Origin of the sequence: Nonomuraea sp. NPDC049152, assembly GCF_040648355.1 — a bacterium.
Taxonomy (GTDB): domain Bacteria; phylum Actinomycetota; class Actinomycetes; order Streptosporangiales; family Streptosporangiaceae; genus Nonomuraea.
This window is the reverse complement of sequence record NZ_JBEZDO010000009.1, coordinates 30,457-49,364: the sequence shown is the minus strand read 5'-3', so window position 1 is coordinate 49,364 and position 18,908 is coordinate 30,457. Positions and strand designations below refer to the sequence as shown.

The following is an 18,908-nucleotide window of genomic DNA, read 5'->3' as shown; positions in this document are numbered from 1 at the left end:
ACGGTGATCATTTATCACGACCCTCTCGCTTCTGACACGAACTCCGCTGCTGGAACGGCAGATGACCCAAACATCAGGGATGCCAGATACAGCACCGATGCGCTGCCCGGTCAGAGTGCATCGTTTCGGATCGATGCGCCCTCGGGCGAATGGGCGGCAACCCCCAAACCATTGATGCCGGATCCGGCGATCACGTACACGGTTTACGGCGCGACGAGCGACAGCACCAGCTCCACCAGCCACGTGAGCTTCCAGGCCGACGATGCAAGCGAACTCAAGCCCGGGGAGGTACTCGTTCAGAGGTATGACGAGAGCAGGCAAGTCACTGTTGATGCGGTGGTTCCTTTGCAAGAGTTCCTGCACGAGGCCCAGGATCGCGAGAACTGCCAGTAGAGGCTGCACACGCCGCTCGGTGGTGAGCAGGATGGTCACGGGCAAGTTCGTGCCGGAGGTGGTCGAGGACGACCAGCGCGACCGGCGGCTGACCGTGGCGGTCGAGCTGGCCCAGGGGTTGCGTCCCTCCGAGGAGACGGCGCGGGCCGTCGGGGAGGCGATCCTCAGCCAGTTGCTCCGCCTCAACAGCGAGTTCGCCGCCTACGTTCCCGCGGAGAGGCGGCCGCCGGTCATCCGCCTGCGCGAGACGGGCGATCCCGACTACTTTCCGCCGGGCGCCAAGCACCGCTACACGCGAGCTTGATCTCCCGGCCAGCCACGCTGCCGCCGTCAGTGCGGCGGCTCGAAGGGATTGACCACGGACACGCCTGTCCCCTCGAAGTCTTTGACGTTCCTGCTCACCAGCGTCCACCCGTTCACCCTGGCCGTCGCGGCGATCAGACCGTCCATCGTCGGTAGCGGGCGGATGGCGTTGAGGCGTCCCCACTCTTCCGCGATCTCCGAGGTGATGGGAATGATGCGGTCACCGAACTGCCGGTGAAGCCCGTGAAGCCAGCGTTCCAGAACCGTCGCCTGCGCTGGATCCCTGCGTCGGCGGAGTTCGACTCCGCTGCGGATCTCACCGACCGTCAGGCTGCTGAGGTAGAGCGTGGGCCCGTGAGCCTCACCTATCCAGTCCCTGACGTAAGAGCTTCCGTTTCGTTTCCGAACCTCGGAGACCACGTTCGTATCGAGCAGGTAGCCAACGCCCATCAGTCGAAATCCACCTCTCGGGGGAGGTCCCGGTTCCGCGGGAACTCGATATCGTCGTCCCAGTCGGGGTCAGCGAGAAGGAACCGCCCGAAATCCGGAGCGTCACCTTTGAGACGGCGATACTCAGCGATGTCGATCACTACGGCCACTTCCTCGCCGTGCCGCGTGACCACTTGAGGACCTTCACTGACCGCCCGCCGCACGACCTCGCTGAAGCGTTGCTTCGCCTCCTGAACCTGCCATCCACCCACAGGAGCCTCCTGTCTAGTCCGTCTAGATTGAGACTAGGCCAATACAAGATCACACACAGCTACAGCGTCTTGGAGGTTGTACCGACCCTCAGGCTGCTGAGGTAGAGCGTCGGCCCGCTGCGCGCGTTAGTACCTGAGAGGGACCTGCGAAGATCATGCCGAGGGGCGACGACCGCTAAGGGCCGTGATTCCTACCTTCGGCCCCATGGTCAGGAAATTTCTCGCAGGTGGGGCGCTGCTGCTCGGCGTCGCCGCGTTCGCCATGCCCGTCTCCCCCGGCGAACGGCTCGTCAAGGTGTACGGCGATCTCGCCACCGCCGACCGGATCGCGGTGATCGTGCCGGGCTCCGACACAACCGCCGCCACCTTCGAGAGCGGGACCCACCGGCCGGGCGGAGCGGCCAGGGCGCTGCTGGCGGAGGCGCGCAGGATCGAACCGGGCACGAGGCTTGCGGTCGTCGCGTGGCTAGGCTACGACAGCCCGCCCATGTGGAGCCTCTCCGCCCTGACGGACGTGGCGGCGGAGGGCGGGGCGCGGGCGTTGCGCGCGCAGGTGCTGAGCATGCCGAAGGTGCCGGTCTCGCTGCTGTGCCACAGCTATGGCTCGGTCGTGTGCGCCCGTGCCGTGCCGGGACTGCCCGTCGCCGACCTCGCCGTCTTCGGCAGCCCCGGGATGGGCGGCGCCCGTACGGCCTCGGCCGTCGGACCGCGCGTCTGGGCCGGACGAGGCGCGAGCGACTTGATCGCGAACGTGCCGCACCTGAAGATCGGCCCCGTCGGGTTCGGAAGGGACCCGATGGACCACGCTTTCGGTGCCCGGATCTTCGCGACAGGGCCCGGCGGGCACAGCGACTACTTCGACTCCGGCACCGCCTCCCTGCGCAACCTCGCCCTCATCGCGCTCGGCCGGGGCGGGGAGGTCGCCCGTGCTTGACCTGCGAAGGATCCAAGTCACCACCCCGACGGGCCGGGGCGCGGAGGTCGGCCGTGCTTGACGTGCGGAGGATCGAGGCCGCCACTCCCGTTGGGCGCGACAGGGGCGTCGACGCGCTGCGGGCGGCGGCGATCGTGGGCGTCGTGCTCGGACATTGGCTGGTCACCGCGTGGGAGCGGAGCCCGCGCGTGGTCATCTCCTCTCCGCTGGCGTACATGCCGCAACTGTCGCCCGTCTCGTGGGTGCTCCAGACGCTGGCCGTGTTCTTCCTCGTCGGCGGCTACGCGGCAGCGCGGGGCGTGCGGGAGCCGTACCGGTCGTGGGTCGTGAAGCGACTGGGCCGCCTGGCGATGCCCGTGGTGCCGCTGCTGCTGGCGTGGGCGGTCCTCGGCGTGCTGGTGTCGGTGCTGAACGGCCAGCCGATCGAGTCGGTGTACGCGCTGGCCAAGCCCGCGCTCGGCCCGCTGTGGTTCCTCGGGGTGTTCGCGGTGCTGACGGCGCTCACGCCGTGGCTGGTCAAGGCGGGGCCGGTGGCGGTCGGAGCGGCGGTCGCGGTCGTGGCGGTCGTGGACCTGCTGCGGTTCGGGTTCGGCGTTCCCGGCGTGGTGGGCTGGGTGAACCTCGCGGCGGCGTGGCTGGTGCCGTACCTGCTGGGCGTCCTGTGGGCGCGCGGCGGCCTGAGCCCGCGCAGGACCGGGCCGTGGCTGCTGGCAGGCGGCGGTGCGGCGGCCCTCGCGCTGGTGGCGTGGGGCGGGTACCCGGCGGCCATGATCGGCATCACGGGGCAGACGGTCTCCAACCTCAGCCCGCCGACGCTGGCCGCGGTCTGCTTCGGCCTCGCACAGTCAGGCCTCGCGCTGCTCCTGCATGAGCCGCTCGGCCGGCTGATGCGCAGGCCACGGCTGTGGGCGCCGGTCGCCATGGCCAACGTGGGGGCCATGCCGATCTTCCTGTGGCATCAGACGGCGCTGGTGCTGACCGTGGTCACCTTCGGCCTGTACGGCAGGCCGGACGCGCCCTCGTGGGTGCTCGAACGGCTGGCGTGGCTGCCCGTCGTCGCCCTTGTCCTAGTTTTTATGACATGGTGTCGTCATCAGCTTGACGCGGGCCGCCGATTTTGGTGACACTGTGTCATGACCTTCTCCGAGACGCTGCGCGAGGCCACCTGGGGCGACCACGAGTCGGCCGAGGACGAGAGCTACCTCAAGGAACTGATGGCGGGGCGGCTCAGCGCCGAGGAGTACGGCGAGATGGTCGTCCAGCACTACTACGCGTACCTTGCCCTCGACGGCGTCTCCAAACGCCTGGCCGACCACCCGGTGGCAGGGCCGTTCGTCTTCCCCTCTCTTTACCGCGAAGCGGCGCTCGAACGCGACCTGGCCACCATCTACGGCCCCGCCTGGCGCGAGCGCATCGAGCCATCCAAGGCGACCAGGACGCTGGTGGCCCGCATCGAGCAGGTCTCCGACTGGCCGGGCGGCTACATCGCCCACCACTACACGCGCTACATGGGCGACCTGTCCGGCGGCCAGTTCATCAGGATGGAGCTGCAGAAGATCTACGGGTACGGCAAGGGCGGCGGCGTCGACTTCTACGTCTTCGACGAGGTCGGCTCGCTGCCCCGCTTCAAGAACGACTACCGCGCCAGGCTCGACGCCCTTCCCGTCGACGAGGCCGAGCAGCAGCGGATCATCCGCGAGGTGCGCCTGGCGTACCAGCTCAACACCGAGGTGCTGGCGGAGCTGCTGCACGCGGTCAGGTCCGCGGCCTAACATGTGCTCATGCCCAGGATCTCCGCCGCCACGATCGGCGAGCACCGCGCCCAGACGCAGGACCGGATCCTGCAGGCGGTCTCGCGGCTGTCGCGCGTCCAGGGCATCGACGCGATCTCGATGACGGACGTGGCGCACGAGGCGGGCATCACCCGCACCGTGCTCTACAACTACTATCCGGACAAGGCGGCGCTGCTGCTGGCGTTCACCGAGCGGGTGACGCACTACTTCATCGAGGCCTACACCACGGAGCTGCCTCCCTCGGCCACCCCGGCCGAGCGGCTGCGGGCGTTCGTGCGGTTGCAACTGGCGGGGCTGCTCGCACACCCTCATCCGGGAGCGGCGGGGTTGAGCGCAACCCTCGGGCCCGACGCCTACCAGCAGCTGGCCGACCACGTGGCGCCGATGCACCGGATCCTGGTGGAGATCCTGGACAGCGGGGCGGCGTCGGGCGGCTTCCAGGTGCAGGACGTGGCGGCGACGGCCCGCATGATCCTCGCGGTGATCGGCGCCGAGCGGGAACCCTTGATCAGCGGACGGGTGAGCGTGGAGTCGGCCGAGGAGCTCGTGTCGGGCTTCGTCCTCCGCGCCTTGAACGCCACCTCCTGACCGCCCCGGTCCCACCCGGACAGCACGGGACCGCCCGGACAGCGCGGGGCCGCGCACGAGGGCCCGTCGCCGACCACACCGCCTTCGATGTCGCCACCAAGGTCTACCGGAGTCTCCTGCCGTCCGATCCCGACCTGTCCGTGGTCCCGGAGGCGCTCAGGAGCGCCGCGCTGGCCCTGGCCGCCGACCTCCCGGAAAACTCCAGCCTGTGGGCCGGCCGCATCCACGTCGGCGTATGAGCGGAAGCCAGACCCGAGGCCCCCGTGGAGGGGGCGGTCCAGGCTGGTCTGCGACCTACGACAAGATTGTCGTCATGGACGTCCAGCTCAAATCCGCCCGGGGCAAATGGATCCTGACAGCGACCGTACTCGGCTCAGGCCTGGCCATGCTCGACAGCACGATCGTCAACGTCGCGCTACCAGCGCTGCGGGCCGAGCTGAAGGCGGACATGGCCGGCCTCCAGTGGACGATCAACGCCTACACCCTCACGCTCGCGGGCCTGATCCTGCTCGGCGGCTCGCTCGGCGACCGCTACGGCCGCCGCAAGATCTTCCTCATCGGCACCGTGTGGTTCGCGCTGGCCTCCGCGCTGTGCGGGCTCGCCCTCAACATCGAGATGCTGGTCCTGTCCCGCGCCCTGCAGGGCATCGGCGGCGCGCTGCTCACGCCGGGCTCGCTGGCGATCATCCAGGCGAGCTTCGCCCGCGAGGACCGGCCGAGGGCGGTCGGAGCGTGGTCGGGGCTGGGCGGCGTGGCCGCCGCGATCGGCCCGCTGCTGGGCGGCTGGCTGGTGGAGCACGCGGGCTGGCGCTGGGCGTTCCTGGTCAACCTGCCGTTCGCCGCGCTCGTCGTCCTCATCACGCTCAAGCACGTCCCCGAGACGAAGGACGAGCAGGCCGTCGGCAGGTTCGACATCGCCGGCTCGGTGCTGGCGGCGCTGGCCCTGGCGGGCATCACCTACGGGCTGACCGAGAGTGGCCAGCTGGTGCCACTGGTCGCGGGCCTGGTACTCGGTGTGGTGTTCGTGGCGTGGGAGATCCGCAGGTCGCCTGACGCGCTGGTGCCGATGGGCCTGTTCAAGAACGCCGTGTTCAGCGCCGTGAACGTGGTCACGCTGATCATGTACGCGGCGATGGGCGTGGTCTTCTTCCTGCTCACCCTGCAGCTGATGACGGTCGCGGGCTTCACGGCGATCGCCGCGGGCTCGGCGCTGCTGCCGGTGACCATCTTCATGCTGCTGCTGTCGGCCCAGGCGGGAGAGGTGGCCAAGAGGTACGGCCCGCGACTGCCGATGTCGATCGGCATTCTCGTGGCGGGAGCCGGTTTCCTGCTGATGAGCACGATCGGCAAGGACTCCAGCTACTGGCTGCACGTGCTGCCCGCCGTCTCGGTCTTCGGCCTGGGCCTGTCGGCGGCGGTCGCGCCGCTGACCGCGACCGTGCTGGCCACCGCCGACGACCGCTACGCCGGCACGGCCAGCGGCATCAACAACGCCCTGGCCAGGACCGGCAGCCTGCTGGCGGTGGCGGCGATCCCGCCGTTCGTCGGCCTGACGGGCGACGCGCTCAGCGACCCCGAGCGGTACGCGGCGGGGTTCACCAGGGCGATGCTGATCAGCGCGGGCATGATGGCCGTCGCCGCGCTGATCACCTTCCTCACGATCAGGACGAACGTGCTGGCCCCGCCGAGCCCGCAGCGCCCTCAGAACGTGAAGGACTGACTGCGCACGCTGTTGTCGAAGTTGGACACCAGCAGCTCGGGTTCGCCCACGGACCTGATGCCGGGCAACCTGGTCAGCAGCTCGCGGAACATCGTCCGCATCTCCTGCCTGGCCAGGTTGGCCCCGAGGCAGAAGTGCGGTCCAGGGCCGCCGAAGCCGACGTGCGGCTTGGTGTCGCGGGTGATGTCGAAGGCGTCGGCGTCGGGGAAGACCTCCTCGTCGCGGTTGGCCGAGCCGTAGAACAGGACGACCCTGTCGCCCTTCTTCAGCTCGAGGCCGCGCAGCGAGTAGTCCTCGGTGACGGTCCTGCGGAACTGGATGATCGGCGAGACGTGCCTGACCATCTCCTCGATCGCGCCGTTGACGTGCCGGTCGAAGTCGCCCATCAGCAGCTCGCGCTGGTCGGGGTGGTCGGTGAGCAGCTTGATGCCGTGGGCCATCGTGTTGCGCGCCGTCTCGTTGCCCGCCACCAGCAGCAGCGCGAAGAACGAGCCAAGCTCCTTGTCGGTCAGCCTCTCCCCGTCGGGGTTGGCCGTGACCAACGCCGACACCAGGTCCTTGCCAGGGTCGGCGACGCGCTGGTGGCCGAGCTTGATGACCATGCGCTGCAGGGCCAGCAGCGCCACCACGTTCTTGCCCGCCAGGCGGGCGCTCTGCAGCACGCTCGGCCGTACGCCGCTGTAGGCGGTCGAGGCGTCGACGTGCTCGTGGACCTTCGCCCTGAACTCCTCGGGGATGCCCATCATGTCGCAGATGACGTGGATGGGCAGCCGGGCGGCGACCTGCGTGACAAAGTCGCCGGGACCCGCGGCGATCAGGTCGTCGACGATCCGCTCGCACGCCTTCTCGATGTCGGCCTGCAGGTTCTGCAGCATCTTGGGACTGAAGGCGCGCGAGACGATGCGCCTGAGCCTGGCGTGGCGAGGGTCGTCCATGTTGACCATCGACTCGCCGAACACGTGCTTGACCCAGCCGGGCGGCTCGGGGTTGGTGACGGCGGGCTCGCTGGAGAAGACCTTGGCGTTACGGCTGGCCTCGACGACGTCGGCGTGCCTGACGAGGGCGTAGAACCCGGTGCCCGAACGCAGCAGCGGCACCTTCTTCTCGGGGAAGAAGACCGGGCGCTCCAGCCCGCGGAGCCTGGCGAACGCCTCCTGCCGCTCCTTCAGCGGTTTACGCCAGAAGTCCAGGTCCGCGAGGTCGATGTCCACCCGCCTATCCTGGCATGTTCCCGGGGTGTTAAGGCCAGGTTCGGCGGGCCTGGGGACCATCCGGGCATGAACGTCTCGCGCACCGCCCTGCTCGCCGCCGCCTGCCTCACACTCCCCTTCCTCCCCACGACAATCGCCGGCGCCTCGGTGGCCTCCTGCGGCGCCCACCCCTCGGACTTCGACGGCGATGGCCTGCCCGATCTGGCCATCGCGGCGCCGTACGAGACGGTGGACGGCCACTCGCGCGCGGGCGCGGTCACGGTCATGTACGGCTCCGGCCAGAAGGCCAGGCTCTCCCAGGCGACGCCCGGCGTGCCAGGAGACCCGGAGATCGGCGACTCCTTCGGCTCGGCCCTCGCGGTCGGCGACTTCGACGGCGACGGCTGCGACGACCTCGCCGTCGGCGTCTCGGAGGAGTTCTTCGGCACGCCCGTCCCCGGCGCCGACGGCAACGGCGCCGTCCAGCTCTTCCACGGCTCGCCGCGCGGGCTCACCCCCGGCCGGCAGCTGTCGTCCACCAGGCGCGGCTCCGACCGGTACGGCGCGGCGCTGGCGGCGGGCGACCTCGACGGTGACAAGGCCGACGAGCTGGTCATCGGCGCGCCCGCGATGGGCACCGGCGGCGCGGTCGTCGTCGACGGCTTCAAGGGCCGCGGGCGCTATCAGATCACCCAGCGGAGCCTGCGCCAGCGCAGCCTGGTCACCGACCAGTTCGGCTCGGCGCTGACCACCGGCGACTTCGACGGCGACGGCAAGGACGAGATCGCGATCGGCGCCCCCGCCGACACCGTCCGCCTGGACGGCCAGGGCTCGGTGACCGTCGTGAACCCGCGCAGCCGCAGGGCCGTGCAGTACACCCAGTCCTCGCCAGGGGTGAAGGGCGCCTCGGAGAAGTGGGACGCCTTCGGCGGCTCGCTCGCCGCCGCCGACTTCGACGCCGACGGGCGCGACGACCTGGCGATCGGCGTGCCGGGCGAGGGCCTGAGCGCCAACCAGCGGGCCATGGACTACGGCGACGGCATGGTCCACATCCGCTACGGCACGGGGCGGTGGGAGGCGTGGACGCAGCGCCTGCTGAAGGGGACGCCGCGCTACTACGACAGGTTCGGCGCGGCGCTGGCGGCCGGCGACTTCAACGGCGACGGCGACGCCGAGCTGGCGATCGGCGTGCCGGGGGAAAACTCCGTGCAGGTGCTGGCGAGCGCCAGGAAGGGCGGCCTGACCAGGCACGGCGACCTGCTGATCAAAGGCAGGGGCCGCGACTTCGGCGCCTCCATGACCGCGCTGCCTGCCGTCGGCCGCTACCGGACGCTGTCGACGGCCCGCCCCGTCGACGGGCTGGTCGTGGCGGCGCCCGGCGTGGGCATGATCACCTTCGTGCCCGGCTCCCGCCGCCCGGGGCCGTTCACCGGGCTGCGACCCGGCAAGGCCCACAAACTCGGCAGCGGCCCCGGCCTGTACGGCTACGCGTTCGGCTGAGCCGGTCTCGGGGAGAGCGGGTCAGCCCAGCAGCGGCGCCAGGTCGCCGGGCTCGCGGAAGTGCACGCCCACGATGCCGACCCGCTCGGCGGCCTCGATGTTCTCCAGCCTGTCGTCGACGAAGGTCACCTCGCCGGGCGCGGCGCCCAGCCCGTCCAGGACGGCGTGGTAGATCTCGGGATCGGGCTTCGCCATGCCCATCCTGGCGCTGTAGAAGCGGGGTTCGACCCTGGCCATCCACGGCAGCCCGTCGATGCCCTCGGCGATGCAGCCGGGCGCGTTGGACAGCAGCGCGACGCGCGGCAGCCGTTCCATGAGGGCCACCGTGTCGCGGTTGGGATGTGACCAGCTGGCCATGTCCAGCTCGACGAGCCTGTCGACCTCCTCGTCGCCGACGTCGCGGTCGAGCGCCAGCGACCAGAATTCGCGCGGGGTGAGCGTTCCCTTGTCGAACTCCAGGCGGTGCTCCCAGTAGCCGCGCAGGAAGGTGTCCAGGTCCGCTCCGGCGGCGGCCGCCATGGCCTCGACATCCGCCTTCGGCTGCGGGAGGGACAGGACGTTTCCGTAGTCGAAGAGCACCCAGGTCATGACAACAGACGCTACAGCCGCCTACAGGGGGGTGGCGGGGATGGTGAGGGACTTGGTGGTCTTGGCGGGGGCGCCCTTGCGGGAGATGTAGTCGAGCGTCCGGAAGTCGACCGACAGCTCCGACGAGGTGAGCCTGGCCGCGATGTAGCCCCGCCGCTGGTCGATGTAGGAGATGTGCGGGTTCTCCTCCAGCGCCTCGGCGATCCAGGCCTTGTCGCGGTAGCCGTCGCCGTCGCTGGCGATGGAGGAGGTGACCAGCTCGCGGGCGACGACCGGCGAGGAGGGATCGTCGAAGTCGAGCTTGAGCTCGGCCGAGTGGTGCATGTGCGCGTCGCCGGTCAGCACGACGGGGTTGGAGGTCTCCCTCATCCAGCCGAGCAGGCGGTCGCGCTCGGGCGCGTAGCCGTCCCACGAGTCCAGGTTGACCTCGCGGCCCGGTCCCACCTTGTAGTCGCGCTGCGCCATGATGATCTGCTGGCCGAGCAGGTTCCACTGCGTCGTGGACGAGCGCAGCCCCTCCGACAGCCAGCGCCGCTGCTCGTCGCCCAGGAGCGTACGCCGGGCCGACAGCCGCTCGTCGCAGGAGGCGCGCACCCCGTCGAGGCAGGCCTGGTCGTCCCTGAACTGGCGGGTGTCGAGCAGGTGGAAGCGGGCCAGCGTGCCCCACGAGACGCGCCGGTTGACGCGCAGGACGGCGCCCTGGAGGCTGGCGCGGCGCAGCGGCATGTTCTCGTAGTAGGCGCGGAAGGCCATGGCCCTGCGCTTGGCGAAGTCCGGGGCGCCGGTGCTGGAGACGGGCCCCGCCCAGTTGTTCTCGATCTCGTGGTCGTCGAAGGCGACCAGCCACGGCGCGACGGCGTGCGCCTTCTGCAGGTCGCGGTCGCTCTTGTACTGCGCGTGCCGCAGCCGGTAGGCGGCCAGCGACTCGCACTTGCCCGGCGTGTGGGTGCGGACCCTGCCGGCGAGCGCGGTGTAGCCGCTCGGGCCGTACTCGTACATGTAGTCGCCCAGGTGGACGACCAGGTCGGGCTCCTGCTCGGCCAGGCGGCGGTAGGCGGTGTAGTAGCCGTGCTCGTAGTGGGCGCAGGCGGCCACGACGAAGTTGAGCGGCTGCGCGCCGGTCGGGGTGGTCCTCGTACGGCCGGCGCGCGACAGCTTGCCCTCGGTCCTGAAGCGGTAGAAGTACTCGCGCCCAGGTTCGAGGCCACGCGCCTCGACGTGGACGCTGTGCGCGCCGGCGGCCGTGGCGGTCGCCGTACCGGACTGGACGATCGTGGAGAAGCGCTCGTCGGTCGAGATCTGCCAGTCGACGTCGAGGGAGCGGGAGGGCATGCCGCCGCGCCCGTCCCCGCTGAGGGGGTCGAGCGCGAGCCTGGTCCACAGCACGACACCGTCGGTGGTGGGGTCTCCCGAGGCGACGCCGAGCGTGAACGGATCACCGGCGAGGGATCGGGAGGGGGGAAGGAGGAAGGAGGCGGCCGTCGCGGCGAGGAAGGTTCTGCGTTCCACGCCCAAGGTATGTCCTGCTCCGCTGACCCGGTCATGACAGCCGAGTCAAGCGGAGGTGAACATCACTCCTCCAGCCAGGTGAGCAGGTCCTTCGCCGAGTCGACCGCCCGCTCGTCGCCGAGCTCCGTGAAGCGTTCGACGGCCTCGCGGGCGCGCTGGAGCGCCTCGTCCTTCCTGTCGAGGCCGCTGAGGACTCGGGCCTCGTCGTAGGCGAGGACGGCGAGCTGGAACGGGTCCTGGGACAGGGCCCTCGCCTCGGTCATGGCCTCGGCGGCCTCGGCGCTCCTGCCCGCCCAGTGCAGCGACATGGCGTGGCGGCGGGTCGTCCTGGCCTGGTCGTCGGCGCTGCCGGCGGCCCGGTAGTAGGCGGCCGCGGCGGCGAAGGTGTCCGCGGCCTCCTGGTCGCGGTCCAGCTCGTCGAGAACGCTCGCCGCCGACTCCGCGGCCCTGCCCGACTGCAGCGGGTGACCGTACAGGGAGACGAGGGCGGTGAAGTCGGCGAGCGCCGCCTCCTTGTCGTCCATCATGCGTAGCGCGTTGGCGCGCGTCCACATGAGGCTCGTGGTGTTGTCCAGGTCGCCGGGGTCGAGCACGGCCAGCGCCTCTTCCGCCGCGATGGCCGCATCCATGGGCCGCTCGCCCGCCAGGTAGGCGGCGGCCAGGTCGACCCTGGCGAGGGCGGCGTTGCGGGCCTGGCCGAGCGCGGTGAACAGGGCGACGGCCTCGATCAGGTCCTCGGCCGCCTCCACCGCGCGCTCCACCATGACCAGCACCTCGCCCCTGGAGGCGTGCGCGATCGCGCGAAGACCGGCCTCCGTGCGCGGCGCCACGGCCAGCACCTCGCCCAAGGCGCCGAGCAACTCCTCCAGGTCGCCGCCGTGCCGGACGCCGTGCCGCTGGAGGAGCTGGCCGTGGAACAGCGCGGTCTTGGCGAGGATGACCACGTCGCCTTCGGCGCGCAGCGCCTGCCGTGCTCCCCGCGCGGCCTCCAGCGCGCGCTCGGGGTCGCGGTCGGCGAGGAAGCTCGCCAGCAGCGACAGGTGGTCGCCGTCCGCCGACCCTTCGAGCAGCGCGATCGCCTCGCCGACGCGGTCGGCGCTCGCGTAGGCCTGGGCGAGCCGCGACAGCGCGGCCGTCCGCTGCCGCTCGTCGCCGTTGACCGACAGCCACCGGTGCGACTCCTCCACCAGCGGCAGCCCGTCCGGCGTGACCAGACCGAGCCTGCCGAGCGCGACCTGCCGCCTGGCCTCGTCGCCCGCCTGGGCGTGGAGTTCGGCGGCGTGGGTCCACAGCTCCCTGGCCCGCTCCACGTCGCCCCGGACGATCGCGGCGAAGCCGAGCCCGTCGGTCCTGCGTCCGCCTGCCTCGCCGCCGACGTCGTCGTAGCGCTCCCACGCGGCGAAGGCCGCGTCGTAGTCGCTGCGCCGCCACGCGTCCTCGGCCAGGTCGAGCAGCTCGGCGGGGCCCGCGGTGGCGGGCGGAGGGGCGGGCGGGGCGGAGGGGATCGTGACCCTGCGCGCGTGCGGGGTCAGCGGCAGGTGTTCGACCAGCGGCTCGGCCGCCAGCCGCTCCTCCAGTCTGCGGCTCTGCTCGCCGGTGCCGTTGCGCGCGTCGAAGCGGGCGGCCAGGGCGCGGGCCTCGGCCTCCAGCTCCTCGCGCAGGCCGCCGACGGGCACGTCCGTGCCGTTCCTGCGCACGGTCAGCCCGCCCTGGCCGAGGTCCTCCAGGCGGCGCAGCAGCAGCGCCGCGCACCCGGCGAAGTGCATGTGGTCGCTCGGTGTGGGCGAGCGCCCGAGCAGCGGCAGCTCGCGCTGGAGGATCTCCAGGCCACGGGTCTCGTTGCCGGTGAGGGCGCAGAACTCCATGTGGTCGCCGAAGTCGTCGACGTAGTTGGCGTCCCCCTGGACGAGCCGGTAGGCGCGCAGGTGCGCGGCGGCTGCCTCGTCGAGCCGCCCCGTCCGCGCGTACGGCAGCAGCAGGTTGCTGAGGATGCCCTGCGGCTGGACGTGGCAGGTCAGGTGGCCCGCGACGACAGGCGCGGCCAGCTCGATGGCCTCCTCGTCGCGGCCCATCCACGACAGGTGCCACACCTTGCCGCTGGGGTCACAGCCCTCGCAGTCGGACATGTCGTCACGCGGGGTGGTCTGCCACTGGTGGAACCATTCGTCGGCGGCGGCCCTGTCGCCGATGTGCTCGGCGACGTAGGTGCGCTGGGTGTGGACGGCGTGCAGGCCGTAGCCCGCCTCGACGTAGCGGCGCTCCATCTCCGCCAGCGCGTCGTAGGCCCGCCGGAGCGGGATCTCGGGGAAGCGGCGCATGTCGCCGGCGATCCACTTGAACTGCCACAGCAGGCTGTAGGTCTGCCAGTTCGACCGGCGCCCGGGGTCGGCGTCGTACTCGGCGACGCTGCGGGAGAACGTGGCGAACGACTTGGCGGGCTCGGCGCCGTACTGGTAGGCCTCGGTCAGCTGCAGCCGCACCTCGAAGGCCAGCTCGGGGTCGTGGCCCGCGGCCTTGAGCGCCTGTTCGAGCAGCACGGACCTGGCCTCGCCGTACGGCATCTGCCTGGCCTGGTCCAGCATCTCCTCAACATCGGCCATCGGGGTCACTCCTTGCCGAGGACGGCCCAGTCGAGCAGGCCGAGGAACGAACGGTTCAACGCCGCGGTGTCGGCGGCGCGCAGGGGGTGGTGGCCGTGCAGCAGCGCCATGCCGTACAGCGCCTCCACGGCGGTGGCGGCCAGCGACAGGTCCTTGAGCAGCACGACGCGGCGCACGAGGGGGTTGCGGTGGTTGAGCACCAGGCGGGGACGGTCGGCGGCGACGGTCCGCTCCATCGCGCCGAGCACGTCGGCCCACAGGTCGTCGGCTGCCTCCTTGGCCTCGCGCAGCTCGGCCTGGTGTTCGGCGGCCCTGCTGGTCAGGTAGAGGGCGGGCAGCGAGGCCGGGTCGAAGTCGCGCAGCACCAGCTCGCAGCCGAGGGGGTCGAGGACGCGGGCGGCCGCGGAGATGAAGGGCCTGGCGGCCAGGTCCGCGCCAGGGTCGACGGGGCCGAGCTGGGTGGCCAGCTCGCCCGGGTCCAGGCGGTCGAGGCGGATGTCGGGGTCGATCCGCTGGAGGCGCCCCAGGATGTCGCTGTCGTAGACGTAGCCGCCGTTGACCAGGCCGACACCCTGCGCGCCCGACACGGCCGACAGCTGGCGGAACTCGTCGACGCTGGCGGTGAAGCGGCCCTGCGGGTGGCGGGTCCTGAACTGGGCGAGCGTCATCGGGCCGTCGCTGGTCTCGAACTCCAGCCACCTGTCGACCAGGCGCAGCATGTCGTCGTCGTGCAGGGCGAGGGCCTTGACGCCGAGGTGGTGCAGGCGCAGGAAGGCGCGCAGGCGGGCGGGGTCGGTCTCGGCCAGCCTGACGAGCCATTCGCGCAGCTGGCCGCCGAGCCGGTCGCGGGTGTGCTCCAGGAGCTCGTCCTCATAGAGGGCCTCGCGGCTGGCGGTGGGGCGCAGCTCGCCTGCGTCGAGGACGCAGCGGGCGAAGAACGCCCAGTCCGGCAGCACACCCTCGGCGCGTTCGGTGAGCAGCATGCGCTTGAGATAGACGCGGTGGGTGGCGCGCGCGGTCGGGTTGGCGGGACTGGGCAGCACGAACGCGACGCCGGTCAGGGCCGCCTCGGGGACGTCGAGGTCGATGACGTCGAAGGGGGTGAAGCCGAACAGCTGCCTTCCGTACTCCAGCAGCGCGGTCCTGCGCGCGTCGGGAGAGTCGTGCGGGGACAGCCACGGCGGGCCTGCCGTCGTCGCGACGCCGTTGACGGTGACCGTGATCGGCAGCAGCGAGCCGTACAGGGTGGCCAGCTCGGTGACGGTGCGCGGGTCGACCCACTCGGCGGCGTCCCTGCGGGCCTTCAGTGTGACCGTCGTGCCCGGCTCGGGCCGCTCGGCGGGCGCGGGCGCCACCTGGTAGGTGCCGTCCGACCTGCCGGTCCAGCTCACTGTGGGGGTGCCGGTGACCGACCTGGTCTCGACGTGGATCTCGTCGGCGACCAGGAACCCCGACAGCAGCCCGATGCCGAACTGCCCGAGGAACTCGTGCCTGGCGAACCCGAGCTCGTCGCGCTTGGACGAGCGGCCGATGGTGGCCAGCAGCGTGTGCACCTCGTCCTCGGTGAGGCCGATCCCGTTGTCGTGAACGCGCACCTGTCCTTCGGCGACCTCGATCGCGACGCGGCCCTCGCCTTCCGCGCGGGCGGTGATGGCGTCGGCCGCGTTCTGCAGCAGTTCGCGCACATAGACGCGGGGACTGGAGTACAGGTGACGGCTCAGCAGATCGACGACACCACGCAGGTCCACTTGAAAGGCGTTTTCCACGCCCGACACTATGCCAGGTATGGGTGGAGATGCTGGTTGATCGCGCCACAGCCCAGATACTTCTCCACGGTGTGGAAGTCGAGCCAGTCCAGGTTGACCAGCGCCTCGAAGTCGACGCCGGTGAAGCACGCGCGCAGCGCGGGCGGGATGGCCGCGATGTCGTCCTTGTCGGCGATGTTGACCCACCGCCGCACGCCCTTCGGCCGCTCGCCGAGGCCGTTGACGGGGGCGGGCAGCAGGTGCTCGAACACCACGTTGCGCATGCCCAGAGGGCTGCCCAGGGTGATCAGCAGGTCCACCTCGATGTCCGGATTGGCGTGCAGCGTCTCGTAGGCGACGACGCTGCCGAGCGAGTGGGCAACCACGACCTTGGGCGCGCGCCGCCTGAGCACCTCGGCCACGTCCTGCCTGCACCGCTCGCGCCTGGCCGCGTCGGTGAGGTAGGCGGCGACCTCGGGGCAGAACAGCGCGGCGAAGGCCGCCGCCCTGGTGTCCAGCCTGGTCAGCAGCCAGCCGGTGAACGCCTTGAGCGCTCCCGTGAACGTCTCGCCCACGCCGAGCTGCTTGGCCCAGGCGACGAACACCTGCTGCTCCATGGCGCCCATCGACTCGATCCGCTTGGCCTTGCCCTGGTCGTTGAGGTGGTGGGCGTAGTAGGCCACCTCGGTGAAGTAGGTGCCCTGCGGGCCGCCCAACCCCGCACTGAGGTAGCGGTCCCACTTCACCCGCATCGCCTCGGCCGCGCCGCCCACCGACCGCCCCGCCTGCAGGTAGTAGTTGTACTTGCCGATGCCGTGCACGCCGACGATCTCCGCCATGATCACTCCCCACGTTTCCCGGGACATGGTGCCACGCCAGGCTTGCGGATGGATTGCGAGGAAAATCTTGTTGCCTTGGGCATATGTCACCCAGGTACGGTTTCCAGGTGAAGGAGGTGTTCCGATGACCGGCCCGTTGATCGTCAACGACTCGATCGCCATTCCAGCCGACGAGCTCGTGTGGCGCTTCTCGCGTTCTTCAGGACCGGGCGGTCAGGGGGTGAACACCACCGACAGCAGGGTCGAGCTGCTCTTCGACGTCTCGGCGAGCGCGGCGATCCCGCCCGCGCTGAAAGAGCGCGCGCTGGAGCGGCTGCCGTCGCCGGTGATCACGGTGGCGGCGTCGGAGTACCGCTCCCAGCTGCGCAACCGCGAGGCCGCGGCGCACCGGCTCGCCCAGCGCGTCCGCGAGGCCATCGCGCCGCCGGCCAAGCGGCGCAGGCCGACCAAGCCGAGCAAGGGCTCCGTCGAGCGCCGCCTGGCCGGCAAGAAACACCGCTCCGACCTCAAACGACTTCGCCGCGAGATCTGAGCTCCACCCGGCTCGGCGCCTTCCCGCCCGGGCAGGCGTGAGGCCTACGAGGGCGGTCTCCGGCGGAAGACGACGATGAGCACGCGCAACACCAGCACCGAGCTGACCACCAGTAGGTTGTAGCCGATCAGCTGGAACAGCGACATCTGCCCCTTGATGACCACGGGGCCGCCCTCGGTGCCGAGCAGCAGCACCGCCATCAGCCCCGCCGTCGCCCCCAGCACCGTGAGCAGCGCCTGGTGCAGCAGGTTCGTGACGAACGCGCGGTCACGCTCGTCGCCCAGCAGCCGCACGTTCATCGAGAACCTGCCGTGCTCGGCCGCGCTGGCGATCCGCTCCACCCGCCTGGGCAGCCTCCGCAGCATCGGCAGCAGCGCGGTGACCTCCTGCGCCACGGCCTCCTTCACGGTGGCGGGGTTGACCTGCTCGGCCAGGTAGCGTCCGGCGAACGCCCTCGCCTCGCCGATGAGGTTGAAGCCGGGCGAGAGCCGTACGAGCGTGCCCTCCAGCGTCGCGAGCGCGCGGAAGACGGCCGCGACCTCCGGCGGGATCGACAGGCCGTACTCGGAGACGATCCTGAACAGGTCGGTGAACAGCGCGACGCTGTCCATGCCTGGGCCGAGGTGCCTGGCCATGAACTGGCCGAGCGCGCGTTCGAGACCCGCCTCGTCGATGTCCTCGGGCCTGGGGACGACCTCGAGGAGCGCGTCGGTGACGCCGAGCGGGTCCTGCCTGTCCATGGCCAGGAGGAAGCGCTGCAGCGCGGAGCGCAGGGAGGCGTCGAGCCGGCCGACGGAGCCGAAGTCGAGCAGGCCGACCGAGCCGTCGGTCAGCAGCATGATGTTGCCGGGGTGCGGGTCGGCGTGGAAGACGCCGTCGAGCAGGATCTGCCGCAGCAGGCAGTCGAGCAGCGTGCGGGCCAGCGCGGGCCCTTCGGCGGCCAGGGCCGTCGCCAGCGGCTTGCCCGACAGCCGCTGCATTACCAGCACCCGGTCGGTGCAGAGCGGTGTGTAGGGGGTCGGATAGGTCACGGGTCCTGTGGCCGAGGCGGCGACGGCCGCCATGTTGCCCGCTTCGACGCGGAAGTCGAGCTCCTCGCGCAGCGCGGCGGCGAAGCCCGCGGCCAGCTCCCTGAGGCCGAGCGTCCGCCCCCACTTCGTCCTGGCCTCGAGCGTCACCGCCAGCCTGGCGACGATGTCGAGGTCCTTGGCGACGACCGGCGCGATCCCGGGGCGCTGGACCTTGACGACGACCTCCTCGCCGCTGTGCAGGCGGGCGGCGTGGACCTGGGCGATCGAGGCGGCGGCCAGCGGCGTGCGGTCGAAGGAGGCGAACGCGTCCAGGTCGACGACCTGGGCGATCTCCTCCCACGACGCGGGCTTGACGTGGTCCTGCAGTCGGCCGAGCTCGTCGATGAACTCGGGCGGCAGCAGGTCGCGACGGGTGGACAGCACCTGCCCGAGCTTGACGAACGTGACGCCGCCGTCGTCGAGCGCCTCTCGCAGCGAGCGGGCCAGCCGTACCCTGCCGCCGCGGTCCTCGGGGTCGTCGCCCCTGCCCCTGAGGTAGGGGCCCAGGCCGTGCCTGATGGCGATCCTGGTGATCTGTGAGTAGCGGCGTGCGCGGGCGAGCCGCCCGCGCACCGACTTCACCAGCTCGATCGGCCCCGGAATGGATCCGGGCGGCACGAGCGCCTCGCCGAGCACCAGGATGACCATGGGGATCAGCACGACGCACATCGACACCAGGATCACGATCCACAGGGGGCCGAGGCCGTTATCGCGCGTGGCGTCATACTTCTCGAACGACTGGAACACCGGCGCCAGGAACGCCGGGGTGAGCATCAGCGCCAGCAGCACGGCCAGCGTCATACGAACGGGGCCGAACCTGACGTCGAGGAGACGCTGCGCCGCCGTCGCGAGCAGCAGCAGCACGACGGCCAGGGAGATGGCTAGGAGCAGGGGCACCCGCAG

17 protein-coding genes and 1 pseudogene are annotated in these 18,908 nt (G+C 70.9%); 9 read left to right on the top strand and 9 right to left on the bottom strand.

Going from position 1 to position 18,908, the window contains the following annotated elements:
• Positions 1 to 3: 3 nt before the first annotated feature.
• A complete protein-coding gene (locus AB0B45_RS18220; protein WP_358131801.1) occupies positions 4 to 393 on the top strand; it encodes a hypothetical protein in 390 nt (129 codons plus the stop codon).
• A gap of 22 nt (positions 394 to 415) precedes the next feature.
• Positions 416 to 697, top strand: coding sequence for a hypothetical protein (locus AB0B45_RS18215; protein ID WP_358131799.1), 282 nt, complete (start codon positions 416 to 418; stop codon positions 695 to 697).
• A gap of 26 nt (positions 698 to 723) precedes the next feature.
• Here the strand turns inward: AB0B45_RS18215 and AB0B45_RS18210 are convergent, their stop codons facing one another.
• Together AB0B45_RS18210 and AB0B45_RS18205 are read right to left on the bottom strand one after the other, a co-directional pair.
• Complete coding sequence (locus tag AB0B45_RS18210; protein WP_358131797.1) at positions 724 to 1,146, bottom strand: type II toxin-antitoxin system VapC family toxin; 423 nt, start codon at positions 1,144 to 1,146, stop codon at positions 724 to 726.
• A complete protein-coding gene (locus AB0B45_RS18205) occupies positions 1,146 to 1,397 on the bottom strand; it encodes a type II toxin-antitoxin system Phd/YefM family antitoxin (protein ID WP_138717203.1) in 252 nt (83 codons plus the stop codon). Before AB0B45_RS18205 ends, AB0B45_RS18210 begins: the two co-directional genes overlap by 1 nt.
• Positions 1,398 to 1,602: 205 nt before the next feature.
• On the opposite strand from AB0B45_RS18205, the gene AB0B45_RS18200 reads away from it, so the two are divergent.
• The 5 genes from AB0B45_RS18200 to AB0B45_RS18180 all read left to right on the top strand — a co-directional run bounded on the left by AB0B45_RS18200 (position 1,603) and on the right by AB0B45_RS18180 (position 6,432).
• Entirely contained in the window at positions 1,603 to 2,331 is a 729-nt protein-coding gene (locus AB0B45_RS18200; RefSeq protein ID WP_358131795.1) for an alpha/beta hydrolase, read from the top strand.
• A 53-nt stretch (positions 2,332 to 2,384) separates the two neighbouring features.
• A complete protein-coding gene (locus AB0B45_RS18195) occupies positions 2,385 to 3,455 on the top strand; it encodes an acyltransferase (RefSeq protein WP_358131793.1) in 1,071 nt (356 codons plus the stop codon).
• A gap of 9 nt (positions 3,456 to 3,464) precedes the next feature.
• Positions 3,465 to 4,103, top strand: a complete 639-nt coding sequence (locus tag AB0B45_RS18190) for a biliverdin-producing heme oxygenase (RefSeq protein ID WP_358131791.1) — start codon at positions 3,465 to 3,467, stop codon at positions 4,101 to 4,103.
• Positions 4,104 to 4,112: 9 nt separating this feature from the next.
• Positions 4,113 to 4,712: a TetR/AcrR family transcriptional regulator gene (locus AB0B45_RS18185; RefSeq protein WP_358131789.1), complete on the top strand. Its 600-nt coding sequence runs from the start codon at positions 4,113 to 4,115 to the stop codon at positions 4,710 to 4,712.
• A gap of 313 nt (positions 4,713 to 5,025) precedes the next feature.
• On the top strand, positions 5,026 to 6,432 hold the full coding sequence (locus AB0B45_RS18180; RefSeq protein WP_358131787.1) for an MFS transporter: 1,407 nt from the start codon (positions 5,026 to 5,028) through the stop codon (positions 6,430 to 6,432).
• On the opposite strand, the gene AB0B45_RS18175 is transcribed toward AB0B45_RS18180, so the two are convergent.
• Positions 6,414 to 7,643: a cytochrome P450 gene (locus AB0B45_RS18175; RefSeq protein ID WP_358131785.1), complete on the bottom strand. Its 1,230-nt coding sequence runs from the start codon at positions 7,641 to 7,643 to the stop codon at positions 6,414 to 6,416. The genes AB0B45_RS18180 and AB0B45_RS18175 overlap by 19 nt on opposite strands.
• Before the next feature lie 66 nt (positions 7,644 to 7,709).
• Between AB0B45_RS18175 and AB0B45_RS18170 the strand changes: the two genes are divergently transcribed.
• Positions 7,710 to 9,122 carry an FG-GAP-like repeat-containing protein gene (locus tag AB0B45_RS18170; RefSeq protein WP_358131783.1) on the top strand — a complete coding sequence of 471 codons (1,413 nt, stop codon included), beginning with the start codon at positions 7,710 to 7,712 and terminating at the stop codon, positions 9,120 to 9,122.
• A 21-nt stretch (positions 9,123 to 9,143) separates the two neighbouring features.
• Here AB0B45_RS18170 and AB0B45_RS18165 read toward each other — a convergent pair whose 3' ends face one another.
• From AB0B45_RS18165 to AB0B45_RS18145, 5 genes are all read right to left on the bottom strand, one after another.
• Positions 9,144 to 9,710, bottom strand: a complete 567-nt coding sequence (locus AB0B45_RS18165) for an HAD family phosphatase (RefSeq protein WP_358131781.1) — start codon at positions 9,708 to 9,710, stop codon at positions 9,144 to 9,146.
• A 21-nt stretch (positions 9,711 to 9,731) separates the two neighbouring features.
• Positions 9,732 to 11,219, bottom strand: coding sequence for an alkaline phosphatase D family protein (locus tag AB0B45_RS18160; protein WP_358131779.1), 1,488 nt, complete (start codon positions 11,217 to 11,219; stop codon positions 9,732 to 9,734).
• A 62-nt stretch (positions 11,220 to 11,281) separates the two neighbouring features.
• The gene (locus AB0B45_RS18155; protein WP_358131778.1) at positions 11,282 to 13,819 is read right to left on the bottom strand and encodes a hypothetical protein; all 2,538 of its coding nucleotides are present in this window, start codon (positions 13,817 to 13,819) and stop codon (positions 11,282 to 11,284) included.
• 5 nt (positions 13,820 to 13,824) lie between these two features.
• Positions 13,825 to 15,585, bottom strand: a complete 1,761-nt coding sequence (locus AB0B45_RS18150; RefSeq protein WP_358131777.1) for an HSP90 family protein — start codon at positions 15,583 to 15,585, stop codon at positions 13,825 to 13,827.
• Between the two features lie 8 nt (positions 15,586 to 15,593).
• A complete protein-coding gene (locus AB0B45_RS18145; RefSeq protein WP_358131775.1) occupies positions 15,594 to 16,403 on the bottom strand; it encodes a hypothetical protein in 810 nt (269 codons plus the stop codon).
• Between the two features lie 145 nt (positions 16,404 to 16,548).
• Between AB0B45_RS18145 and arfB the strand changes: the two are divergent.
• Positions 16,549 to 16,935: pseudogene (gene arfB, locus AB0B45_RS18140) on the top strand (alternative ribosome rescue aminoacyl-tRNA hydrolase ArfB); the annotation flags it as partial.
• Positions 16,936 to 16,979: 44 nt separating this feature from the next.
• On the opposite strand, the gene AB0B45_RS18135 reads toward arfB, so the two are convergent.
• A complete protein-coding gene (locus AB0B45_RS18135) occupies positions 16,980 to 18,902 on the bottom strand; it encodes an AarF/UbiB family protein (RefSeq protein WP_358131773.1) in 1,923 nt (640 codons plus the stop codon).
• Positions 18,903 to 18,908 lie beyond the last annotated feature (6 nt).